Origin of the sequence: Roseicitreum antarcticum (genome assembly GCF_014681765.1) — a bacterium.
GTDB lineage: Bacteria > Pseudomonadota > Alphaproteobacteria > Rhodobacterales > Rhodobacteraceae > Roseicitreum > Roseicitreum antarcticum.
The window spans coordinates 1,826,721-1,848,211 of sequence record NZ_CP061498.1 but is presented as its reverse complement, the minus strand read 5'-3'; the positions used below and the strand labels follow the sequence as shown (position 1 = coordinate 1,848,211).

Below are 21,491 nucleotides of genomic sequence, written 5' to 3'. Positions count from 1 at the left end.
CCCAAAGCTTGGCTCCGCATTTCAACACACCATGCAATGTCCCCGCACACCCTCAAGAGCTTTGCGCGTCGGCCAGTCGTGTCGTGCCATCAGGCAGGTCGTCGAAAGACGCGTAGTTCACGCTGTATAGTTGCGCATAAAGGCCGCCATGCGCCATTAGCGCATCGTGGTTGCCCTGTTCGAGCACGGCGCCTTCGCGCAGCACGATGATCCGGTCTGCATCGCGGATCGTGGCAAGGCGATGGGCGATCACCAGGCCGGTGCGTCCGTGCAGCAAGATCTTCAACGCTTTCTGGATCAGCATCTCGGTATAGCTGTCGATGCTGGCCGTCGCCTCGTCGAGCACGAGGATGCGGGCGTCGGCGACAAGGGCGCGGGCGAAGCTGACGAGTTGCCGCTGCCCGAGCGACAGCGCGCCGCCGCGTTCACCCATCATCGTCTCGTAGCCGCCAGGCAGGTCCATGATGAAATCATGCGCACCAACTGCGCGGGCGGCTGCAATCACTTCGTCGGTCGTAGCGTCGGTCTTGTTGTAGCGAATATTTTCCATCAACGTGCCGCTGAACAGGTACGGCTCCTGCAGGACCATCGCGATCTCACGTCCAAGCGAGGCGCGGCTTAGATCGCGGACGTCGTGCCCGCCGACGATGACTTGGCCGCCCTGCACGTCGTAGAACCGCTTTAGCAGCGCCATGGCGCTCGATTTTCCCGAGCCTGTCGGCCCGACAAGTGCTACCGTTTCCCCGGGGTTGACCTTGAAGCTGACGTCGCGCAACACTGGGCGCGAGGCATCGTAGCCGAAGGTAACATCGCGAAACTCCACGGCACCATCCGTATCGCGCGACAGGTCCACCGCACCGGGGGCGTCGGTGATCTCTACCGGCACATCGAGAACGTCGATAAGACGCTGCCCAGACGCCATCGCGCGCTGCATGACCGAATATTGCATCGTCAGCGAACGGATCGGATCGAAGAACCGCTGAATGTAGAATAGAAAGGCGACCATCACGCCAACCTCGATCTGCGCGTCCACGACCATCGCACCGCCGATCACCACGACCACAGCCATCGCGATGCCGGTGAGGCTGTCGACAAGAGGCACCATCACCTGCGCGTATTTCGACGCGGTGCTGTGCGCGCGCAGGGTCGCCATCGCCTTGTCATCATAAAGCGCGAAGTTGACCGGCTGGCGGTCCATGCCTTGCACGGTGCGCACGCCGTGGATCGCTTCTGCAAGCGCCCCGTTGGTGACCGAATTGGCGATATGCGCTGACATGAATGCTGCGCGCGCGCGCGGCAGCCAGATCACCCGCACGATGAACAACACCGGCAGGACGCAGAGCGTAAGCAGACCGAGTTGCCAGTCAAGCCAAAGCATCGAGACGATGATCCCGAACAGCAGTACCACGTCGCCGACAGAGAGGACGGAAGTTTCAAGAAACTCCTGCATCGCGTTCACGTCACCCTGCAGCCGCGACATCAGACGGCCCACCTCGGTCTTGTCCATGAAGCTCAGCGAGACATCCTGCAGATGGCCGAACATGGCGGTCCGGATGTCGAAAAGAACGTTCTCGGCGGCCTTGCCGACAACGCTTTCTTGCACCCAGGAAGCGGCAAAGTTGAGCGCGATGGTCAGCGCGAAGACCACCATCGTCCAGCGCAGGGTGGCGAGGCTTGCATCGCCGCCGACGATACCTTCGTCAATCGCGTGCCGGATGATGAGCGGGATGGCGAGCTGCGTACCAGTGAAGACGAGCACGGCAGCGATAGAGATGAAAAGCTCGCGGCGATAGGGCCGTACGAAGGCCGAGATCCGCCCGATGATGCGACCGTCGAAGACGCGGCCGAAAATCTCTTCCTCGATCCGGTGCGAACCAACGACAGCGCGGGGCGGGCGGCGTCCGTTGTCGCGGATGTCGCCGCGCTCGACTTCGAGTTCCTCGCTCATGGTTGGCCCTCTCCGGAGGTCTTGTCTGTTGTGCCAGACGCTGTCTTTATTTCGTCAGGACGCATCTGTAGCCGGTGCAGCGCGGCATAGCGCCCGTTCTGCGCCAGAAGTTCCTCGTGGCTGCCCTGCTCGATGATCCGGCCCTCTTCGAGGAAGAGGATACGGTCGGCATGCATCAGCGAATTGAGGCGATGCGCCACGATGATCGTCACCCGTTCGGCGGCACGGGCCTGGATCGTGGCGCGGATGCGTTGCTCGGTGCCGGCATCAACTGCGGCCGTGCTGTCATCGAAGATCAGGACGCTGGGGCGCAGCATAAGGGTCCGTGCAATAGTCATCCGTTGCCGTTGCCCGCCCGAAAGCGATGTCCCGCGTTCGCCCACGACGGTTTCGTATCCTGCGGGCAGGGTCGCAATGAACTGCGCGAGTTGCGCCGAAGCACTGGCATCTGCGATCTGCTGTGGCTGGGCCCAAGGGTCGCCATAGGCGATGTTGTTTTCAAGGCTCGTCGTGAATAGGAAGGCATCTTGCTGGACGACCACGACCGCATGGCGCAGCGACGCAAGGGTGACATCGCGAATGTCCTGCCCGTCGATGGTGATGCGCCCCGCTGTCACATCGTAGAACCGGGGGATGAGATGAGCGATCGTTGACTTGCCGCTGCCCGGCGGACCGATCAGGCCGATGGTTTCGCCCATACGCGCGGTAAAACTCAGCCCACCTATCGTGGACGTCCGGGATGTCGGATAGGTGAAGCTTACATCCTCGAAGCGCAGGACACCATCGGTCACGGCAAGCGGTGCGGCATCGGGTTTGTCAGTTATGGCTAGGTCCAGGTCGAGCAGTGCGAAAATGCGTTCGCCACAGGTTGCTGTGCGAGCGAAGGAATTGACGAGCATCCCGAGTTGGCGCACGGGCATCTGCAAGATCGTCATGAAGGTCAGGAAGGCTGTGAGCGTGCCAACCGTGATCTCGCCCGCAACGACCTTGCCGCTGCCGACCCAAAGCACGAGGCCCATCGCGGCGAAGAACGAAAGAGTCATCGCGCTGGTGTTGCGCACGCGGATATCCACACGCTCATGCGCCAGATCCAGCGCGCGGGTCGAGGCGGCGTCGAACTTGCCCATCTCATGCGGACGAGCGGCAAAGGCCCGGACGACGCGAATACCCGCAAGGTTCTCTTCCATCACACGGCTTAGCACCGACAGGCGGTTCTGCAGTTCGAGCCACGTGCCACGCAGTTTTAGTTGCGATACGGAACTGCGCCACGCCACGAACGGAACGAAGCTGAGCGCGAGCAGGCCGAGAATTACGTCGGTCGTGAGCAGCATGTAACCGCCGATTCCGATCAGGATACTGAGCAGGACGATCCGCACGAGGCCGGTGGAGAAGAACATCCGCACACCTTCGAGATCGAGCATGCCAAGCGTGATAAGATCGCCGGAGTGAACGCGGTCGTGAAAGCCAAAGCTGAGACGCTGGATCTTTTCGTAATAAGCAAGCCGGAGCGCATAGCCAACGCGGTGGCCAACGCTTTCAGAATAGTAGTTCTGGAAGGTGGTGAACACGCCGCGCCCGACCGAAACTGCGAGCACGAGTAGCGCTGTGGTCCACAGCGCTGCAGTGGCGTCCTGTCCTGCCGGATCTGTGATAAGGCGCTGCGTCTGGTCAACGGCGCGGCCCAGCAGGACAGGGATCAGCAGTTGAAGAACGGCGGCGATGAGGGTCGAAATTAGTGCTATCGCCACCATCCATGGAGAACGCAGCGAGAGCGCAGTGACGCGCCAGATCGTGCGCATACCGGCTTTCCATCCGGCTGTATCGGCTGCGCGCATGATCTCGTCGGGGGGCGTTTCTGCCATCGCCATCGGGGGTCTCCTATCCCTCTCCGCGACCGGAGGCGCCCGACGGATGCGTCGTGGGCTAACCTCTTTGTCGCGGTTTCATTCTGAGGGCAGGGGGAGCACGAAAGCCCCCTGACCGCCCTGTCCGGTCACCTCTCCTTGATGGTATACCGTCTTGCCGTGCAATATCGTCCGCGTGACGCAGCCGCGCAAACGACGGCCCTCCAAAAGATGCGCTACCTCGCGCGCATGTGTTTTCAGAGTCGAGGCCGCCATAACGGTTTCGCCCAGCAGGTCGACAAAGACAAGGTCTGCTTCGCTGCCCGGCAGAATTGCGCCCTTCTGTGGATAAAGGCCGTAGCGCTTTGCCCCGTTGGAACAGATAAGCTCATGCGCGCGTTTCAGCGTTAGTCGGCCCCCGGCGACGGCATCGAGCATCGCGGGCAACATGAATTCGATCCCGGGTACGCCCGGCGGGGCGTTCGGGAAGTCGCCTTCGGAGGCTTCTTTCTCGGCGCGCGAAAAGGGCGCATGATCAGTGGTGACATAGTTTATAACCCCGTCCGCGATGGCCTGCCAGAGCGCATCTTGATCGGATTGATGGCGGATCGGCGGATTGACCTTGCCATACACACCGACGCGGGCGACGTCTTCTTCTGTCATGAACAGATATTGCGGGCAGGTTTCGGCGGTAAAATCGGAGGTACCTGCAAAGGCGCGCAGCACGCGGACGGTCTCGGCGCTGGTGACATGGGCGATATGCAGCTTTGCCTGTGCTGACATGTTCATCACAAGTAGTTTCGCGACGGCCACGGATTCGCAGACGGCAGGTCGCGACAGGCCGTGGGTGGCGGCCTCTGCAGGGTCGAGCGACGCGGCCAAAGCTGCGAAATGCGCCAGCAACGACGCGCTTTCGGCATGAACGACGACAGGCCGCCCGGTACCCGCCAGCAGGCGCAGCGCGCGCAATTGGTCGGCCTCGTCGGGGAAAGCGAGGCCGTCGAACTCATCCCCCCTGCCTGCGGGTGCAGGTGTAGTGAAGATCTTGAACGCGATGGCGCCGAGGCGGATCATCTCGTCGCGCGTCGCCTCGGTCAGGTCCCCTGGGGCGGCATAGAGCGCGAAATCGATAACTGCATTCTCACTGAAATGGTCACGGCGGCGGGTGAATTCGGCAGGTGTCGAACAACAGGGTTTTGATATCGGCATCTCGAACAGGGTCGTCACGCCACCCGCCGCCGCCGCCCGCGTCTCCGACGCGACGGTGCCGCGCTCAGGATAGGCGGGGGCGCGAACGTGGAAGTGGATATCAACGATGCCGGGCAGAACTGTCTGACCCGTTGCGTCGATCACCTCCGTCGCATTGGGCGCATGGCCCGGCGCGTGCAGCCCAACGATCCGGCCGCCCGCGATCCCAATGTCGACACGGTGCAGGCCGTCGGGTAGCAATACATCGCCGCCCGCTATGACCAGGTCAAGGGCACTCACGCTTTCAACCCCAACTCGGTCAGCGCCTTTGCCACGCCGTCGAGATTCGTCAGCTTCATCGAGGCATAGTTTGGAGACAGCACCACGCCGTCTCCGCCCGCGCGATAGGTTGCCATGACCGAGCGATAGGCGATGTCGGGTGTGCATTTCGCCTGATCGGCGCGAACACGCGGCGCGTCGATACCAAGCCCCATGAAGACCTTTGCCTTGCCATGCACCCCGCGCACTGCGTCGGCGCATTGACTATACACGTAAGTGTCAGGGTCGAGACCGTCTTGCACCACGCTATCCAGCGCAGAACCCTGAATGTTCAGGATACCGTCAAGCACCTTCATCGCGGTTGCGGGGTCGAAATCGCGCAGGATTGTCTTCTGGAAGAAACCGAACTCCTTGTTCCAGATCTCGCCTGACTGATGCTGATAGGTGATCGGCTTGACCCAGTCAGCATACATCGTTTGCTCGTACCACGGCCATTGCGCACGGCGAAAGATGTTGAAATGGTTTCGGTTCCAGACGTTGAGGCCGAATGGCAAGTTCGGCTTGCACCATTTTACAAGGCCGTAAAGTTCGCGGTCGAGATCCTTGTTCCGTTCCAGCCAGAACTTCTCCCAGATCAGCACCTCGGGGTTTTGCATCAGCACCCGCAGGAAGGTAACGAAAGCGCCGTCGTCGAAACTCTCACCTGCGCGGGCGGCCTGCATGTACTCATACATGGCAATGCAGGCACGGCGGCACGCTTCCACATCAATGCCGCGCGCCAGCGCTTCGTGGCGGGTATGTTCAGAGAAATCGCCGGGGGCTTCGCCCTGCATCATCTGGTCGATCGGCGAGTTGCGTTCGTTGCACCACATGATGCCGTCGATATCGTGATTTCGGACCTGATCCTCGATGATCGCATGCATCCAGTTGCGATAATCGGGGTTTGAAGTGCTTGGCTCGTCTTTGCGGCGCCCGAAAACGTCGACTTCCATGCAGGTGGCAAGGTTCGGGATATCGATATTGTTGACCGAGCCGTGACCGGCATATTTGAAGAAAGGCTCCATCAGCTCGACATAAACCTTCATGCCCCGCGCATGTGCGGCGGGTACCACCAGATCAAGGATGTCGATGCCTTGCATTTCTGCGTCGGTGGCGCGGAAATCCTTGATCAGCGTCTTTGTGTAATACCTCGGGTCGGGATCGAAATAGGCGCCGCCTTTCATGGTGAAGGGCTCCGGCACGCCGTGATCGGGCCAGCCGTCGAGTTTGTGGCTGATGCTGCGCCCGGTCTTGAGGCCGAGCCAGGAAACGGTGCCGAGCATCAGCACGTTGACGCCAACGCGGTCCTTGAGCGTATCAAGCACGGTGTCGACGCCTTCGTCGATGAAGCTGATCGGGCTGACCTGAATGCCGACGAACTTGTTGTCCATGGTGGGCGTCATGTTCGGTGTGGTTTTAGTTTTGGTCGGATCACTCATGCGGATGTGCCTTTCTGGCGTCAATGAAGCCCCTGATCCGGCCCATTGCTTCCTTGATCAGCGGCAGGGGCTGCAGGTAGGAGATGCGGATGAAGTCGCTGTCGGGTTCGCCAAACATGTCGCCCGGAAAGACCATCACGCCGGTTTCACGCAGCAGCCCCTCGCAGAAGGCTTTGGCCTTCAGGCCAGTCGCGGAAATGTCGGTATAGATGTAGAACGCCCCACCTGGCGCGCCAAAACCCAGACCCGCGTCGCTGAGGGCGGTCATCAGATAATCGCGGCGCGTGGCATAGTCGCTGTACATCCGCTCCATATCGTCCTGCGGCCCGGTCAGCGCGGCGAGCGCCGCGTGCTGTGAGATGGTGCAGGTATTGATCGAAAGCGTGTGGCGCGGCTCGGTCAGCTTTTCGACGAAATCAGCGGGGGCGGCCAAGTAGCCGACGCGCCAGCCGGTCATCGCATAGGTCTTGGAAAAGCCGTTGAGCGTGATCGTGCGATCTTTCATCCCCGGCAGCGAGGCGAGCGACAGATGCTCATGCGGCGGATAGATTAGCTTCGCATAAATCTCATCGGCGATGACAAGAATGTCGTGCTTCACCGCCAGTTCCGCGATCTTGCGGATCGAATCGGGTGGGGTGACGGCACCTGTCGGGTTGTTGGGCGAGACGAGCACGAACATCCGGGTACGCGGTGTGATCCGCGCCTCGATCTCAGCGGGGTCCAGCGCGAAATCGTCGCGCGCATGCGTCGGGACGGGCACGGGAATGCCACCGCACAGATGCACTGCAGTGTCATATGTTGTGAAACGCGGCGAGGTGATCAGCACCTCGTCACCCTCCTGCACCAGCCCGAGCATGCACAGCATGATGCTTTCCTGCACACCGGCAGTCACCACGATTTCGTCGGGGCCATAGTCCAGATTGTATTCAGCGCGCAGGTTCGCGGCGATGGCTTCGCGCAGGGCGGGCAGTCCGGTCGGGCCAGTGTAATGGTGCTGGTTGTCATCAAGCGCCTGTTTCGCGGCGGCGACGATGTCGGCAGGCGTGTGAAAGTCAGGGTCACCGCGCCCCAGCGCGATGACGTTTTCCATACCAGCGGCGATGCCGAGCATCTTCGTGCGAAAGGCACCGTCTTCCTCGACTATTCGGGGGGCGGTACGTTGCAGTAAAAGCGAAGTGGTCATCCGTGCATCCTTTTCCCGTCGATGAAGGTCATCACAACCTTTTCGAGTGCATTCAGGTCCTGATCGGGTTTGCCGTCAACGACGATCATGTCGGCGAGCTTTCCAGTCTCGAGCGTGCCGAGTTTGTCGCCCATGCCATTCAGCACAGCGGCGCGCGCAGTGATGGCGCGCAGCGCATCAAGATTGTCGGGGCACACGCCCACCTCGACCATGAAGCCAAGCTCGGGCACGATACGGTCGTGTTCTACAGCAGGGCTGCCCGCATCAGTGCCAAAGACGATGGGCACGCCAGCCTTCGATGCGCGGACCAAGCCGTCGAAGCGGCTCTTGTCAGCGACCGCCTTTTTGCGTTCCTCGATCTTCCATTCGGGGATGCCAAAGGCCCGGGCGATCTCTTCATTGGCTTGAATGACCAGCGCGGAAAAGGTCGTCACGATGGGCAGCTTGCGGTCGAGCAGAAGCTGGATCGTGGCATCACTCATCGAGCCGCCATGTTCGATACAATCGACCCCGGCTTCGGCGACGCGGGCGATACATGTATCATAAGTTGCATGTGCGGTGATCGGCAGGCGGTTGCGATGCGCCTCGTCGATCACGGCGGCAAGTTCGTCATCGGTGAATTCGAGCGTGTCGTGGCAGGCCATGATCTTGATAAGATCCGCCCCGCGCTTGACTTGGTCGCGCACGGCGCGGCGCATTTCGTCGGCACCAGAGGCTTCGCGACAGACCCAATATGTATGTCCACCAGTCTGGATGATCGATTCACCCGAGACAAGCAGCCGTGGGCCGGGGAATATCCCCTGCGCGACAGCCTGTTTGGTGAAGAGGTTGGCATCATGCACGCCAAGATCCCGCACGAGGGTGATGCCGGCGCGCAAGGATTTAAGCATGTTTCCGGCGGCCTTGTAGGCGCGGATCTCAGGGGAATCGAACATGCTTTGCTGGCTGAGTTCGTGTATGCCGTCCCATGACAGATGCGCGTGGCTGTTCATCATGCCGGGCATCAGGGTCTTGCCGTTGGTGTCGAGCGTGTCGATACCCGCTGGCGCGGCGGCGCGCGGACCGACTGCGGCGATCTTGCCGTCCTTGACATGAACGAAGCCGTCTTCGATCACTTCGTCACCAACGCATGTGATTACGCGGCCAAAGAAAACCGTATTGACGGAGTCGCTTTGGAACATAGGTTTGGTGATCTTCTGATATTTCCAGGCTGCTGGTTCTGGCATCGAGGCCTCCTCAAATGGTGATGACGCGCGCGTCTATCGGTGTTTCGGTCTGGAATTGGGAGGGCACGGTCACGCCCGTTTCAGTCACGATCATTGTGTCGATGGTGCGATATCCATCGACACCAGGGCGGTAGACGCCCGGCTCGCTGGAAAATATCATGCCCGGCACGATGGGGGTCGCATCCCCTTGGGCAAGCCAGGGGGCTTCGTGCCCTTCTAGGCCCATGCCATGTCCAATCCGGTGACGGATCGTGTCGCTGAAGCCTGCCGTGCGGAGTACGCCTAGCGCGGCGTCATTGGCTTGCGAACAGGTGTGCCCGGCGGCACAGGCTGCGATTGCAGCATCATTGCAGGCTTGCATCGCCTGCATGATGCGGCGCTGTGCGGCAGATATCTGTCCTACGATCAGGGTCACACCGCTTTCCGCGTGATAGCCGCCAAGGCTGGCCCCAATCCCCGCGATCAGTGTTTCGCCAGCGCGCGGTCTGCGTTCAAGTACAGCGCCATGCGGCAGGGCGGCCCGTGGGCCGGAATGCACGCTGGCGGTGATGCCCATCGGCGTGCCCGCAAACGTGGTCTTGTGCTTGGCGGAGAGAGCGCCGCGTGCATGGCCCATGGCGTCGGCCATCAGGTCTGCCTCGGTCCCGCCCTGTGAAATGATGTCGCCCGCCGCTTCATACAGGCGACGCAGGAAGAGATCGGCGAAGCCTGCAGCCTCGGTGGCCAGCGCCACTTCCTCGGGTTCCTTGATCGCGCGGGCCTGCATCGCATGGTCGACAAGATCGAGCCGGGTGAGGCGCGCACGTGCGGCATCCAGCAGCGCCGCATCGAGCGTGTCGATGGCGACAGCGCGGCGACCGATCTGGTCGAGCATCCAGAGCACGGGGGGCACGTCCCCGGGGAACTCATCGTAGAACCGTGCGTCGCTGATGCCGGTGCCGTCAGCATTCTCGCGTTCGAGGCCGGGCAGCAACAGGATCGGTTCACCGTCAACCGGCAGCCAGAGGCCCATGGGCCGTTCGTTGGCTGAGAGGAACAGCCCGGTCGCATAGGCGAGGTTCGGCGCGCGCAGCAGCAAAAGCCCGTCAAGCCCCGCTGCCGCGGCCCGCTTGCGCAAACGGTCGCGGGTGCGGGCGTGGAAGGCTGCGGGCAGTGGGGCGAGGTCGCTCATAAAGTGGTGCCCCTGTAGGGGCCGCGCGCGTCGAGCGGTGTACTGAGGCCAAGCTCGCGACCCAGAGCGATCATGTCGGCCAGCACCACATCGTCGATCGGCACGCCGCCTGCCGATTTAGCCGCCGTGCGCCGTGCTTCTTGTTCGCCCGGCACGAGGATCTCGCCGAAACCGGGGCGCAGAGCGCGCGATTTGCACATTTCGACGAACTCACCCATCCGGCGCGCATAATCAGCAGGGTCCATGAACCAGGAGATGTCGATGGCCTGAAAGTAATGTGACACGTCGAGCTTACCGGGGTCGGCATATGGCATAAGGCCGTAGCCACCACCAGAGAGAACGCCGGTCATTGCCTCGGTCATGAAAGCAAGGCCATAACCCTTGTGCCCACCGATCCCCAGAAGCGCGCCCGCCATGGCGGCATTGGGATCGTCGGTCTCGTGGCCGTCGGGGGTCAGTGCCCAGTCGAGCGGCATCTTGCGCCCCTCGCGCGCGTTCCATTTCATCATGCCCTTGCCTGCGGTCGTCAGCGCGATATCGAGGACGACGGGAAAGCCCTTGTCGGACGGGGCCGCGATGGACCAGGGGTTGGTACCAGTGGCACCTTCGCGCCCGCCCCAGGGGGCCATTTCGGGGCCAGCATTGGTATAGGCGATGCCGACACAGCCGTGCTCGAGCGCCTGGCAGGCATGCACCGCGCTCGATCCGTAATGCGTCGAGTTTCGCACGATGACGGTGCCGATGCCGTTCTCTTTCGCCTTGCTGATCGCCAGACGCATCGCTTTGGCCGCAGCCACGGTGCCGATGCCATTATGCGCGTCGACGAGGGCGAGGGCGGGGCCTTCCTTGATGACAGACCAGCCCGCGCGTGGATTGACCTCGCCATTCCCGATCCGTTCTTGATAGCGGCGCAAGCGGGCCACCCCCTGCCCCTGACCAGGGTGAAACCGCAGTTCCGAGAAGACCAGCGCATCGGCAAAGATACCGGCATCCTCGGCCGTGAGGCCAAGCGCGGTGAAGCCCTCGGTCACGAAAGCACGCAACTGGTCGCGGTCGACATTCGTCATCGGAATCGGGGTGCTCATGCGCGCAGCCCCAGGATATCGGCGATATTGGTGCCCTGCGCGTCGTAGCATCCGAGCTGCCCTGCAGGTGCGGTCATCACCACGGTCATGCCCGGGCCGTAGCCTGCGCGGGGGCCGTCGGTCTGGCCGATGATGCCGATCGACATCGCACCACGTAGATAGCCGTGGTTGTAGCGGCTGTCGGTATCGGCAATCGCGATGACATCGCCAAGCCGCAGCTTGTCGAGACCATGCGCCGCAAGTTCCGCGCGGTCGGTCGATTGCATGTGCAGCGAACCGCCTTCCGAGGTCAGGCCTGCGCCCGCACCCACCATATGCGGCGGCACGATGGCGACGACACCGATGTTCAGTACGCCGCTTTCGAGTTTCTTCGGCAGTTTGTCGAACAGCGTGGGTGAGAGCGATTTGAACGCGACATCCGGGCATTCCGCCACGGAAAGGCCCACGCCTTCGCTGCGCAATGTGATCCGGTCATCCACCGCCAGTTTGCGGCGCGTCTCTTCATCGAAATGCACGATCACCTGATCGGAAAACCGCCCTGATTTGCCGGTGACGGTGCCGGTCGCGCCTTTTGCTGCGCCCGTGACCACCATTGCGGTATTGCCGACGCAGGCGAAAACGTTGAGGCCCCGGTTCTTGTTGGCATCGGGATGCAAGATGCTCACCCCCGGATGAATGCAATCTCCGGACCAGCCAAAAGCGCTGTCGCCGACGCTCACATTGTAGACGATGCCGCCGAACGTGGGCCACAGGAAGGCGCGGCCATCGGCATCGAGGCGATAGGGTTCAGCGGGCAGGCCCGAGAGCGACGGATTGGCGACCTGACCGAGGATCGAGACAGATACGAGATCGGCGGCATTGGTGGTGATGGTCATTGATTGGCTCATTTTTGGGCTCCCAGGTCGAGAAGGGTCGCGATGTTGGCGGCGGGGTCGATGGTGAAGTCGATTTCGCCATCACGGGCTGTCATCAGGGTCAGGATGCCAGGGCCGTGGCCGGTCATGATGCTGTCTCCGTGGATGCACAGGCAGATCGACACGGCACCCTTGCGGTAGGATCTGCCCCAATGGTGATCGGCATGCCGGATCGCGATGAGATCACCCAGACGCATCTGGTCGATGCCAAGCTCGGCCATCAACGCGCGGTCGCCCGACATCAGGTCCTGATCGACATATTCGGAGTTGAGTTCAGCACCCGACCCCATGATCCGCACCGGCAGCTCCATCGCCACCTTGATCTGCAGGCGGCCCGCCTCTTCCATGATTCCCATCGCGTGAAACAGGCGCGGGCTCATCTTTTTTAGCGCGACACCCGGGTGATCGCTGAGCGCGAGGCCCTGGCCTTTTGTCATGATCTGGATACGGTCACCCGGTGCCATCAGATCCTGAGCGTCTTCGTCGAACTGCACGAGGATGCGGGCATGTTCGCCGATGACGATCCCGCGTGCTCCGGCTGCAAGGCCACTCGTGACCATGGCCTCATTCCCGATGCAGTTGAGGTAATGCAGCGCATGGTGACGACCCGAATCGCCCTCGTCGTCGATCGAGACACCGGGTTCAACATGGTCACCTGCCCAGCCGAAGGCTCTGTCGCCGCAGCGCACGTTATAGGTTATGCCGAACATGCCTGGCAGCACGGCGGCGGTACCATCGGGATGGGGAATATACTGGCCGGGTCGCACGGCAGGCGTGGTAATCGCGCCGCTGACGGCCATCTCGACCAAAGAGGTTTCATTGGTTTTCGGGCTTTGCATTCTGGGCGGCTCCTGTGCTGGGTCGAGGCGATTTCCGAGGGCTTGGGCGGTGATTTGGTTTGACACCCGCAGTCTTCCTTGCCATCAGTATATTGTCGACATTGCGCTTGTTGAATGGGATACACGAGATGTACCCATAGTCAAGGCGCCAGCGCGCAGAGCCGGACACCGGATCATAAAACCCGGTCTGCGCCCCCGCCAGCGATGCAGAAGAAGCAGAAGGAGAGAGACAGAGATGAGTTATACCGGGTTGATCGAGGTCATGGGCCGCGTGAACGATTTTCTGAACGCAAGCTCTGTCCTGTCGTGGGATGCGCGGGTAATGATGCCGCGCGGCGGTAGTGCGAGCCGGTCCAAGCAACTGTCGACGCTGACCGTCGCCGCGCGCAATTTGCTCTGCTCGGACGAGGTGAAACGCGCGCTTGAGGGCGCAGAAAAGGACGTAGCGGGCAAGGCCGCAGACAGTCCGGAGGCGCGGTTGGTTGCGCAGGTGCAAGAAGCCATCGATTGGCACGAACGTATTCCCGCCGAGTTGCTGCGTCGCAAGACCGAGCTTGGCTCTGAGGCGCATGCCGTGTGGGCCGAGGCGCGCCGCACCGCCAATTTTGGCCTGTTTGAAGGTGCTCTGACGCAGATGGTCGAGATCAATCGCGAGATGGCTCAGGCCATCGGCTATGAGGACCATCCTTATGATGCGCTGATGTACCGGTTCGAGCCGGGCATGACGAAAAAGGGTCTCGACACTTTGTTCGCGCAGTTGCGCGAGGGGATGCTGCCGCTCGTCCGGGCGATCGCTCAAGCAGAGCAGCCGCGGTCGGAATTCTTGCGCCGCGATTATCCCGAGAACCAACAGATGGCCTTCGCGCTGAAAATGGCAGAAAAGATTGGCTACGATCTGGATCGTGGGCGTCTGGACCTGACGGTGCATCCGTTCGAAATCTCGTTCACCCGCAATGATGTGCGCATCACCACGCGGGTCGCGCGCAATTTCATGCAAATGTCGCTCTTCGGCGCGTTGCATGAGGCTGGCCACGGGATGTATGAACAGAACGTCGATCCGGCCTATACCCGGACGCCGCTGGCGACCGATCTCATCAGTCTCTATGCCGTTGGCGGCGTCAGCTTTGGCGCACATGAGAGCCAGTCGCGCCTGTGGGAAAATCATGTGGGCCGCAGCCGTGCTTTCTGGGCCAACCACATGGATGATATCCGCGCCGCCCATCCCGGCCTGCTTGATGACGTGACGCCCGAAGAATTCTACCGCGCGATCAACACTTCCGCTCCCAGCCTGATCCGTGTCGAGGCCGATGAGCTGACGTATGATTTCCACGTCATGCTGCGCTGCGAGCTTGAGGCGAAGATGGTGGACGGCAGCCTCGCGGTCGCCGATCTGCCAGAGGCGTGGAATGCCGGGATGAAAGATATGCTGGGCGTCGATGTGCCGGACGATGCTCACGGCGTTTTGCAAGATGTGCATTGGTCATCCGGGCAGATCGGGACCTTCTGCAATTACACCGTCGGAAACATCATGGCTGCACAACTGTTCGAGACAGCAACCGCAGGCGACCCTGCGATCAAGGCCGGTCTCGATGCCGCTGATTACGCGCCCCTGCGCAACTGGCTCAGCGAAAATGTGGCCCGGCACGGGCGCCGCTTCTCCCGCGACGAACTGCTTGAACAGGCCACAGGGCGGAAGCTCGATCCAGCACCCTACCTTGCCTATCTCAAGCAGAAATATTCCGAAATCTATGCGCTGGCCTGAGCGCGGGCGGAAAGGACAGATCAAATGACGACCATCGACAAACGATTGGCCAAGCGGGTCAAGCTCTCGGACGGGGCGCTCATCACCCGGATGCTCGACATCGCCGAGGGCCTCGACGACGTGATCAAACTGGGCCGTGGCGACCCGGACCTCGATACGCCCGCGCATATCGTCAAGGCCGGGCAGGACGCGTTGGCTAACGGTGCCACGCATTACACGCATCCGCTTGGTATCGCGCCCTTGCGCGAAGCGATCGCCGAGAATATCCGCACCTATGGCGGTGCCGACTATGCCACCGACGAAATCATGATCACCCCCGGCGGGCAGCAGGGCATGTTCATCATCGCGCTGTCGCTGCTTGATCCCGGTGACGAGATCATCGTGCCATGCCCAGGCTATAATCCGTATCAGCAGGCGGCGGAAATGTCGGAGGCGGTCGTGGTCAAGGTGCCGATGACGATGGCGACGAATTTTACGCTCACCGCCGAAATGGTCGCAGCGCGGATTACGCCGAAGTCGAAGATCCTTGTGCTCATCAATCCCAACAATCCGACCGGCACCGTCACCCCCCCCGACGAAGTGCGCAAGATTGCAGCGCTGGCACAGAAACACGACCTGATCGTGATCTCCGACGAGATCTATTCCCGCCTCACCTTTGGCAACAATACTGTCGTGCCGGTGGCGAGCCTGCCGGGGATGAAGGAGCGCACCATCACGCTGTCAGGCTTTTCCAAGGCCTACGCGATGACTGGCTGGCGGATTGGCTACCTTGCCGGGCCGCGTGCTCTGATCGCGCCGATGTCCGAGGTGAACCATGCTTTCGCCATTTCGACCGCTGCCGTCAGCCAGCACGCGGCTCTCGCCGCGATGACCGGTAGCCAGGATTGCGTGGAGGAGATGCGGCAGACCTATGACGGACGCCGCGCGGCGATCCTCCAAGGGCTGGACCGGATGGGCATGGGCTATGCCGAGCCGCAGGGGGCCTTCTACGTCTACGCCAATGTGGCGAGCCTGAATCTCGGGATCACGGCGGGGCAGTTCTGCGAGCGGCTTTTGGCACAGGGCAGGGTCATGATGTATCCCGGCACGATCTATGGTGACCACACTGACGATTTCATCCGCATGTCAATGACCCAGCCGGTGGATCGTATCCGCACCGCGATGACGCGAATGGCCGACGTCGTTGAAAGTTTCCGCGCCGAGATGCGCGTTTCCGCAACCTGAAAACAGGACAGAATAATGACCGTCAAATCTGACAATCCGAACGTCAAGGGTATCAAGCACATGGCCTTCGCCGTGCGCGACGCAGAAGCCGCCCTGGCCGCTTACGCAAAGTTTCTGCATGTCCCCGCGACGACAGAGATCACCCATTTCGCAAAATCGGGCAACAAGGTCGCGCTATTCTACCTTGGTGGCATCGAATACCAGCTTTGCCAGTCCACCGAGAAAGGCGGCCGGTTTGACGCCTGGATCGAGGAGCGGAACGCAGAAGGGCTGCATCACATTTGCTACGAGGTCGACGACATCGATGCGGCGCTGGCCCATGCGCAGGCACAGGGCGCCGATCTGCGCGAATGCAAGGCCTGCAAGAAAACCGGCAGCCATGCGCACCCCGAAGGCTGGGTCGCGTTCCTCGACAATGACGCGGGCGGCATCGAGATCGAGTTCATGCAGGTCTACACGCCCGATCAGCTCAAGGCCTGGGAAGAGGGCGGGGCGGAGGCAGTTTGATGGCAACGCAAGCGAATGATAGCCTGACCGTTGGCACAGCGACTGCGAAACCGGGCGAGGCCGTGCGCGGCGTGATCCCCGGTCCGGCGCTGGCCGGTGGTGTCCAGGTAGCGATCCCCGTGACGGTCATCAACGGTGCTCATGCAGGGCCGACCTTCTGGGTCAACGCGGCGATCCACGGCGACGAGCCTGAGGGGCCGCTGGCCTGCATGCTCGCCTGCGCCCGCATCGACCCGGGCGCCTTGCGCGGCGCGGTGGTCCTCGTGCCCTGCGTCAATCCATTGGCTTTTTCGGCCGCAGAACGTGGCAATCCGCTCGACACTTTCGCCTATGACATGAACCGGTTCTATCCGGGCAAAGCCAGCGGCTATTTCACCGAACGTCTTGCGGACGCACATTGGCAGGCGATGAAAGACGTGGCCGATATGGAAATCTCGATCCATTCGGGCGGCGCGCATTCTTTCCTCGACAAGGCGATCTTCGTCGATGAACGCCCGGAAAGCGTGGAACTGGCAAAGGCGATGGGCGCGGGCTGGGGCTGCATCATGTCGAACTTCACCAAGTCAGGCAGCCCGATGGCGGCCCTGAACGGCGCGGGGAAGGTGGGGATCACCGTCGAACTGGGCGGACGGTCCTATACCTCGCCCGAGCGGTTCCGCTATGTGGGCGAGGAGCTGGCGAAGTCGATCCTGAACATATGCTTCCACTACGACATGCTGGATGGTCAAGCGACCTATCCCGATGATGCGACCAAAGGCCAGCAAGAGGCGCTGCTCGCACCTGCCTCGGGTATCTTTCTGCCCGAAGAGGGCGTGAAATTCCTGACCATGATGAAGGAAGGTGACCGCATTGCGCGGATCGTCGACATCTTCGGGGATGAGGTCGGCGTGCTTGAAGCGCCCGCTGACGGCATGTTCTTCGGGCTGCGCGCCTTGCCGAACGTAAATGCGGGCGACTGGTGCTGCTTTTTCAACAAGGTGGAGGGACCACGTGATTAGGGCGTCCTGCAAAACCAAAGGCTTGCACAACGCAACGCCGCGTCAGGCGGTCAGCCGGTGAGCGCGGCAGGGGAAGGGCGCGCGCGCGATCTGACGGGCTATGGTGCCAGTCCGCCCGAGATCCGCTGGCCGGGTGGCGCGGGATTGGCGGTGAACTTCGTCCTCAATGTTGAGGAAGGTTCCGAGTATTCCGTGGGTGATGGCGATGGGCGTTCTGAGGGTGCGCTGACTGAGGTGCGCGCGAGCCGTGTGCCAGAGGGCCACCGTGACCTTGCCGCTGAGAGCATGTATGAATATGGCGCGCGCGTTGGGTTCTGGCGTTTGCATCGCTTGTTTACTGGGCGTGGTGTACCGCTGACGGTTTTCGCAAGTGCGCAGGCGCTGGAGCGCTGTCCTGATATCGCCGCCGCCATCGCCGCGACTGACTGGGATCTCTGCGCCCATGGCTGGCGCTGGGTTGAGCATTACCTGATCGATCCGGCAACCGAAGAGCGTCATATCGCCGAGGCTCACAAGAGTCTTTTGCGCACTGTCGGGCGTGCGCCGCGCGGTTGGTATTGCCGCTATTCCGCATCCGAGGCGACGCGCAGCCTGGTTCAGGCTCACGGCGGGTTCGATTATGACAGCGATGCCTATAACGACGATCTGCCCTACTGGACCGAAGGGGTGCACGGGCCGCATCTGGTGATCCCCTATTCGATGGTCACCAATGACGCAAAGTTCCTCTCTGGCGACGTGTTCTCTGCGCGGGATTATGCGGATTTCCTGATCGACACGTTCGATGTGCTGCTGGATGAAGCGCGCGATGTGCCTCGGATGATGTCGATCGGCCTGCACGCCAGGGTGATCGGGCATCCGGGGCGGATCGCCGGGCTGATGCGGTTCATGGATCACATTGCCGAAAAACCGGGCGTCTGGATGTGCCGCCGTGCCGAGATCGCTGACCACTGGCGCGCGCAGATGCCGCCGCTGGGGGCAAGTTCATGAAAGCAAAGATTGAAAGCCGCGCCGTATCGCGGGCCGCGCCTTTGGTCCGCCGCCTGAGGCTGGTGTCCGCCGATGCTACTGCTTTCGCGCCGTTCGGTAGTTTCGTCACGCCGCCAGATCAGCCGGGCGAGCGTGCCTTCTACAGCGATGCCTTCACCGGCGCGCCTGCCGATAGCGCCGCTGTAGTCCATGTAAACAACGTAGTCGCGTCGGAACTGCCGCTGGAAGTGCGCCGGATCGAGAGGCATGCGCATGCGGCGCAATGCTTTATCCCGCTCGACGTGGCGCATTACCTCGTAATGGTGATGCCGTCAGATCCGGCGGGCGATCCTGATCCTGACGGTGCCATTGCCTTTGAGCTGCCGGGCACGACCGGTGTGATCTATGCGCCGGGCGTCTGGCATCTGGGTGCCACGGTGATTGGCCGGAACGGCCATTTTGTTGTGACCATGTGGCGCGGTGGCGCGCAGGCTGACGATGAATTCCGCGATATCGACCCGATCCTGCTGACCTGCTGATCCCTGCAGCATCAAACGAAAGACCTGGCATGACCCCCCGCAAGATCGAACTGTTCGTCCCGGCCATTCCCCCTTTCACGCCTGACCTCGCGGTCGACACTGCGCTGTTTGTCAGTTACGCCAAGGCGCTCTTGGCTGCGGTAGCAAATGTGATCCCCGCGATCAAGGCGGCGGTCGCGGCAAAGACCGGCGACGTCGGATTTGCCCGCGTGCGCCCGCCCTTCGTCGCAAGCGGCCCGGCGCAGACAGAGGCAATCGACGAAGCTGTGCGCCTCGCTGGCCCGCAAGACGCGCGATGAGTACTGGCGCGATCCTCGTCACGGGTGCGGGCGGTTTTGTCTGCTCGGAGATCGTATGCGCGCTTCGGCGCGCCGGGCATCAGGTAGTGGCGACCGATCGCAGTTTTGACGCGGCAACGCGCGCGCGGCTCCATGATGAGCACCTGATCGAAGCGCCGCTCGAAGAGGCGCTGGCAAGTATCGGTCGTTTGCAGGCAGTGATCCACGGCGCGGCGCTTACAGCAGATCCGCAGGCGCTTGGACTAACAGCGGCTGAACACTTGCGCCGCAACATCGGCATGGCCGCGTCGACGCTGGCGACGGCGCGTGAGCAGGGTGCAGCGCGTGCGCTGTTCCTCAGTTCGATGGGTGTTTTCGCGCCGCATGACGGGCCGGTTACGGCTGGCCGGGTAACCGAAGCGACGGTGCCGACGGGGGCCATTCCCTATGCGGCGGCAAAGCGCGCGGGTGAGATCCTCACTGCCGCCGCCGCCGATACACAGATGGACACGCTGTCGCTGCGGCTGGGCAACATCGCAGGCCCGCATGAGGCGATCCGTGACAGCCGCCAGCACCTGAGCCTGATCGGGCGGATGATCGCGCAAGCGCGCGCCACCGGGCAGATCACCCTGAATGGTCCCGAAGGTCTGCGCGAATGGGCCTGGTTGCCTGATCTGGCGGACGCTGTTGTCGAACTCTTGCATGCTCCTTGGGCCGGGGCGCGGGTGCTGCATGCAGGCACGCCGCCCGTGATCGGTCAACGCGCGTTGGCGGACGCGATTGCTGTGCGGATGCCCGGTGTGCGCGTTGTCGAACCATCGGACCAGACCTGCGGCGCCGCCCGCGCGCTCCGCCCGCCGATGGGCAGCGATCACGACGGTCCGATGCGGTCGGTCAACTGGACTGCGCCCGACACCATCCTCGACCGGCTCATCGCTGCGAAGGTGTTGACATGACAGCGTTGCGTCTGATCGTTGTGGGGCTGGGTGCGCGGGCGCGGACTTGGCTTGCCGTGGTGCAGGCAAACCCCGATGTCCAGATCGTGGCGCTGTGCGACCCCGATGCCGCCGCTCGCGCCCGTGCGGCAGAGGATTTTCCCGGTGTGCCGGTCGCTGCCGCGCTTGCCGATGTGACCGGCGTCGGCGCCGATGCTGCACTGCTCTGCACGCCCCCCGGCGGCCGTGACGCTCTGATTGAGATCTGCTGCGCTCATGGCCTCGCGATCCTTGCGGAGAAACCGCTTGCAGATGATGTTGGCACTGCCGCGCGTTTCGTTGCCATGGCTGAACGTGCGGGTGTGCATCTCATCGTGGGGCTGAACTTTCGCTATCTGGGCGTGACGCGCGCTTTGCGCGCGGTTCTTGACGCGGGCACCTATGGTACGCCGGAATTCGGGCGGTTCCTCTACGAACGCTGGCGCGATGGGCGGCAGCCGCATCTCAACCGTTATCCGCTGACGATGGTGCATCCGATGCTGTGGGAGCAGTCGATCCACCATTTCGATCTGATGCGCTTTGTCTACGGCGCCGAGCCAGAGCATGTCGCAGCGCAAACCTTCAACCCGTCATGGTCGATGTATGCGGGCGATGCCAATGTCTCGGCCCTGTTCGGCTTTCATGGCGGACTGCGTGTCACTTACCAAGGGACGTGGGCTGCGGGCATCGACCGTCTGGATTTTGATTGGCGTACTGATTGTTCGGACGGAATTGTGGTGCAGCGCGATATGTTCGGCGACCTTGCCGCCGGCCATCGCCACGACTCCAGCCTTACTGCAATACAATTGCCGCCACACGAGCCATGGATCAGTGATGCGACCGGGCTGCTGGAAATGTTTGTCGCCACCTGTCGGGGCGCGCCGCCCACCTGCACGGGGCGTGATCATCTGCAATCTCTCTACATGCTCGAAGCCTGCATTCTCGCCTCGGCCCGGCGCGCCGTCGTTACGATCGAGGAGGTCCGTATCCGCGCCACGGCAGGCGCATGAGCCAGTGATTATCAACAGAAGCCCGGAAAACCGGGCCATTCATCCAAGGGACATCGTTCCCGCCCAACCGGAAGGAAC

The 21,491-nt window shown here is 62.1% G+C and carries 19 protein-coding genes; 9 read left to right on the top strand and 10 right to left on the bottom strand.

Features of this window, described 5'->3' with window-relative positions:
• Positions 1 to 52: 52 nt before the first annotated feature.
• The 10 genes from H9529_RS08785 to H9529_RS08740 all read right to left on the bottom strand — a co-directional run bounded on the left by H9529_RS08785 (position 53) and on the right by H9529_RS08740 (position 13,155).
• Entirely contained in the window at positions 53 to 1,948 is a 1,896-nt protein-coding gene (locus tag H9529_RS08785) for an ABC transporter ATP-binding protein (protein WP_092891648.1), read from the bottom strand.
• A complete protein-coding gene (locus H9529_RS08780; RefSeq protein WP_092891646.1) occupies positions 1,945 to 3,816 on the bottom strand; it encodes an ABC transporter ATP-binding protein in 1,872 nt (623 codons plus the stop codon). The genes H9529_RS08785 and H9529_RS08780 overlap by 4 nt, the downstream gene beginning before the upstream one ends.
• A gap of 75 nt (positions 3,817 to 3,891) precedes the next feature.
• Positions 3,892 to 5,280 carry a dihydroorotase gene (locus tag H9529_RS08775; RefSeq protein ID WP_092891644.1) on the bottom strand — a complete coding sequence of 463 codons (1,389 nt, stop codon included), beginning with the start codon at positions 5,278 to 5,280 and terminating at the stop codon, positions 3,892 to 3,894.
• The gene (locus H9529_RS08770) at positions 5,277 to 6,737 is read right to left on the bottom strand and encodes a hypothetical protein (RefSeq protein ID WP_092891642.1); all 1,461 of its coding nucleotides are present in this window, start codon (positions 6,735 to 6,737) and stop codon (positions 5,277 to 5,279) included. Before H9529_RS08770 ends, H9529_RS08775 begins: the two co-directional genes overlap by 4 nt.
• Entirely contained in the window at positions 6,730 to 7,920 is a 1,191-nt protein-coding gene (locus H9529_RS08765) for a pyridoxal phosphate-dependent aminotransferase (RefSeq protein ID WP_092891640.1), read from the bottom strand. Before H9529_RS08765 ends, H9529_RS08770 begins: the two co-directional genes overlap by 8 nt.
• Positions 7,917 to 9,146: an amidohydrolase family protein gene (locus tag H9529_RS08760; RefSeq protein ID WP_092891638.1), complete on the bottom strand. Its 1,230-nt coding sequence runs from the start codon at positions 9,144 to 9,146 to the stop codon at positions 7,917 to 7,919. The genes H9529_RS08765 and H9529_RS08760 overlap by 4 nt, the downstream gene beginning before the upstream one ends.
• 10 nt (positions 9,147 to 9,156) lie before the next feature.
• Complete coding sequence (locus H9529_RS08755) at positions 9,157 to 10,317, bottom strand: M24 family metallopeptidase (protein WP_092891636.1); 1,161 nt, start codon at positions 10,315 to 10,317, stop codon at positions 9,157 to 9,159.
• Entirely contained in the window at positions 10,314 to 11,402 is a 1,089-nt protein-coding gene (locus tag H9529_RS08750; protein ID WP_092891634.1) for an Ldh family oxidoreductase, read from the bottom strand. The genes H9529_RS08755 and H9529_RS08750 overlap by 4 nt, the downstream gene beginning before the upstream one ends.
• Complete coding sequence (locus H9529_RS08745) at positions 11,399 to 12,277, bottom strand: DUF4438 domain-containing protein (RefSeq protein ID WP_092891632.1); 879 nt, start codon at positions 12,275 to 12,277, stop codon at positions 11,399 to 11,401. Before H9529_RS08745 ends, H9529_RS08750 begins: the two co-directional genes overlap by 4 nt.
• A gap of 8 nt (positions 12,278 to 12,285) precedes the next feature.
• On the bottom strand, positions 12,286 to 13,155 hold the full coding sequence (locus H9529_RS08740) for a DUF4438 domain-containing protein (RefSeq protein ID WP_092891630.1): 870 nt from the start codon (positions 13,153 to 13,155) through the stop codon (positions 12,286 to 12,288).
• Positions 13,156 to 13,390: 235 nt separating this feature from the next.
• Between H9529_RS08740 and H9529_RS08735 the strand changes: the two genes are divergently transcribed.
• From H9529_RS08735 to H9529_RS08695, 9 genes are read left to right on the top strand one after another with little or no spacing between them, the layout of a single operon-like run.
• A complete protein-coding gene (locus H9529_RS08735; RefSeq protein WP_092891628.1) occupies positions 13,391 to 14,917 on the top strand; it encodes a carboxypeptidase M32 in 1,527 nt (508 codons plus the stop codon).
• A 24-nt stretch (positions 14,918 to 14,941) separates the two neighbouring features.
• A complete protein-coding gene (locus H9529_RS08730) occupies positions 14,942 to 16,141 on the top strand; it encodes a pyridoxal phosphate-dependent aminotransferase (RefSeq protein ID WP_092891626.1) in 1,200 nt (399 codons plus the stop codon).
• Positions 16,142 to 16,156: 15 nt separating this feature from the next.
• Complete coding sequence (locus H9529_RS08725) at positions 16,157 to 16,648, top strand: VOC family protein (RefSeq protein ID WP_092891624.1); 492 nt, start codon at positions 16,157 to 16,159, stop codon at positions 16,646 to 16,648.
• Complete coding sequence (locus H9529_RS08720; protein ID WP_092891622.1) at positions 16,648 to 17,646, top strand: succinylglutamate desuccinylase/aspartoacylase family protein; 999 nt, start codon at positions 16,648 to 16,650, stop codon at positions 17,644 to 17,646. Before H9529_RS08725 ends, H9529_RS08720 begins: the two co-directional genes overlap by 1 nt.
• Positions 17,647 to 17,703: 57 nt before the next feature.
• On the top strand, positions 17,704 to 18,633 hold the full coding sequence (locus tag H9529_RS08715; RefSeq protein ID WP_092891620.1) for a polysaccharide deacetylase family protein: 930 nt from the start codon (positions 17,704 to 17,706) through the stop codon (positions 18,631 to 18,633).
• The gene (locus H9529_RS08710; RefSeq protein ID WP_092891618.1) at positions 18,630 to 19,151 is read left to right on the top strand and encodes an ureidoglycolate lyase; all 522 of its coding nucleotides are present in this window, start codon (positions 18,630 to 18,632) and stop codon (positions 19,149 to 19,151) included. The genes H9529_RS08715 and H9529_RS08710 overlap by 4 nt, the downstream gene beginning before the upstream one ends.
• Before the next feature lie 29 nt (positions 19,152 to 19,180).
• Positions 19,181 to 19,450, top strand: coding sequence for a hypothetical protein (locus H9529_RS08705; RefSeq protein ID WP_092891616.1), 270 nt, complete (start codon positions 19,181 to 19,183; stop codon positions 19,448 to 19,450).
• On the top strand, positions 19,447 to 20,385 hold the full coding sequence (locus H9529_RS08700; protein ID WP_092891614.1) for an NAD-dependent epimerase/dehydratase family protein: 939 nt from the start codon (positions 19,447 to 19,449) through the stop codon (positions 20,383 to 20,385). Before H9529_RS08705 ends, H9529_RS08700 begins: the two co-directional genes overlap by 4 nt.
• A complete protein-coding gene (locus H9529_RS08695; RefSeq protein WP_092891612.1) occupies positions 20,382 to 21,413 on the top strand; it encodes a Gfo/Idh/MocA family protein in 1,032 nt (343 codons plus the stop codon). The genes H9529_RS08700 and H9529_RS08695 overlap by 4 nt, the downstream gene beginning before the upstream one ends.
• Positions 21,414 to 21,491 lie beyond the last annotated feature (78 nt).

Bases quoted from the DNA above. Each gene is read 5' to 3' on its own strand.
- H9529_RS08785 (WP_092891648.1), bottom strand. From the start codon at position 1,948: ATGAGCGAGGAACTCGAAGTCGAGCGCGGCGACATCCGCGACAACGGA.
- H9529_RS08780 (WP_092891646.1), bottom strand. From the start codon at position 3,816: ATGGCGATGGCAGAAACGCCCCCCGACGAGATCATGCGCGCAGCCGAT.
- H9529_RS08770 (WP_092891642.1), bottom strand. From the start codon at position 6,737: ATGAGTGATCCGACCAAAACTAAAACCACACCGAACATGACGCCCACC.
- H9529_RS08765 (WP_092891640.1), bottom strand. From the start codon at position 7,920: ATGACCACTTCGCTTTTACTGCAACGTACCGCCCCCCGAATAGTCGAG.
- H9529_RS08760 (WP_092891638.1), bottom strand. From the start codon at position 9,146: ATGCCAGAACCAGCAGCCTGGAAATATCAGAAGATCACCAAACCTATG.
- H9529_RS08755 (WP_092891636.1), bottom strand. From the start codon at position 10,317: ATGAGCGACCTCGCCCCACTGCCCGCAGCCTTCCACGCCCGCACCCGC.
- H9529_RS08750 (WP_092891634.1), bottom strand. From the start codon at position 11,402: ATGAGCACCCCGATTCCGATGACGAATGTCGACCGCGACCAGTTGCGT.
- H9529_RS08745 (WP_092891632.1), bottom strand. From the start codon at position 12,277: ATGACCATCACCACCAATGCCGCCGATCTCGTATCTGTCTCGATCCTC.
- H9529_RS08740 (WP_092891630.1), bottom strand. From the start codon at position 13,155: ATGCAAAGCCCGAAAACCAATGAAACCTCTTTGGTCGAGATGGCCGTC.
- H9529_RS08735 (WP_092891628.1), top strand. From the start codon at position 13,391: ATGAGTTATACCGGGTTGATCGAGGTCATGGGCCGCGTGAACGATTTT.
- H9529_RS08730 (WP_092891626.1), top strand. From the start codon at position 14,942: ATGACGACCATCGACAAACGATTGGCCAAGCGGGTCAAGCTCTCGGAC.
- H9529_RS08725 (WP_092891624.1), top strand. From the start codon at position 16,157: ATGACCGTCAAATCTGACAATCCGAACGTCAAGGGTATCAAGCACATG.
- H9529_RS08720 (WP_092891622.1), top strand. From the start codon at position 16,648: ATGGCAACGCAAGCGAATGATAGCCTGACCGTTGGCACAGCGACTGCG.
- H9529_RS08710 (WP_092891618.1), top strand. From the start codon at position 18,630: ATGAAAGCAAAGATTGAAAGCCGCGCCGTATCGCGGGCCGCGCCTTTG.
- H9529_RS08705 (WP_092891616.1), top strand. From the start codon at position 19,181: ATGACCCCCCGCAAGATCGAACTGTTCGTCCCGGCCATTCCCCCTTTC.
- H9529_RS08700 (WP_092891614.1), top strand. From the start codon at position 19,447: ATGAGTACTGGCGCGATCCTCGTCACGGGTGCGGGCGGTTTTGTCTGC.
- H9529_RS08695 (WP_092891612.1), top strand. From the start codon at position 20,382: ATGACAGCGTTGCGTCTGATCGTTGTGGGGCTGGGTGCGCGGGCGCGG.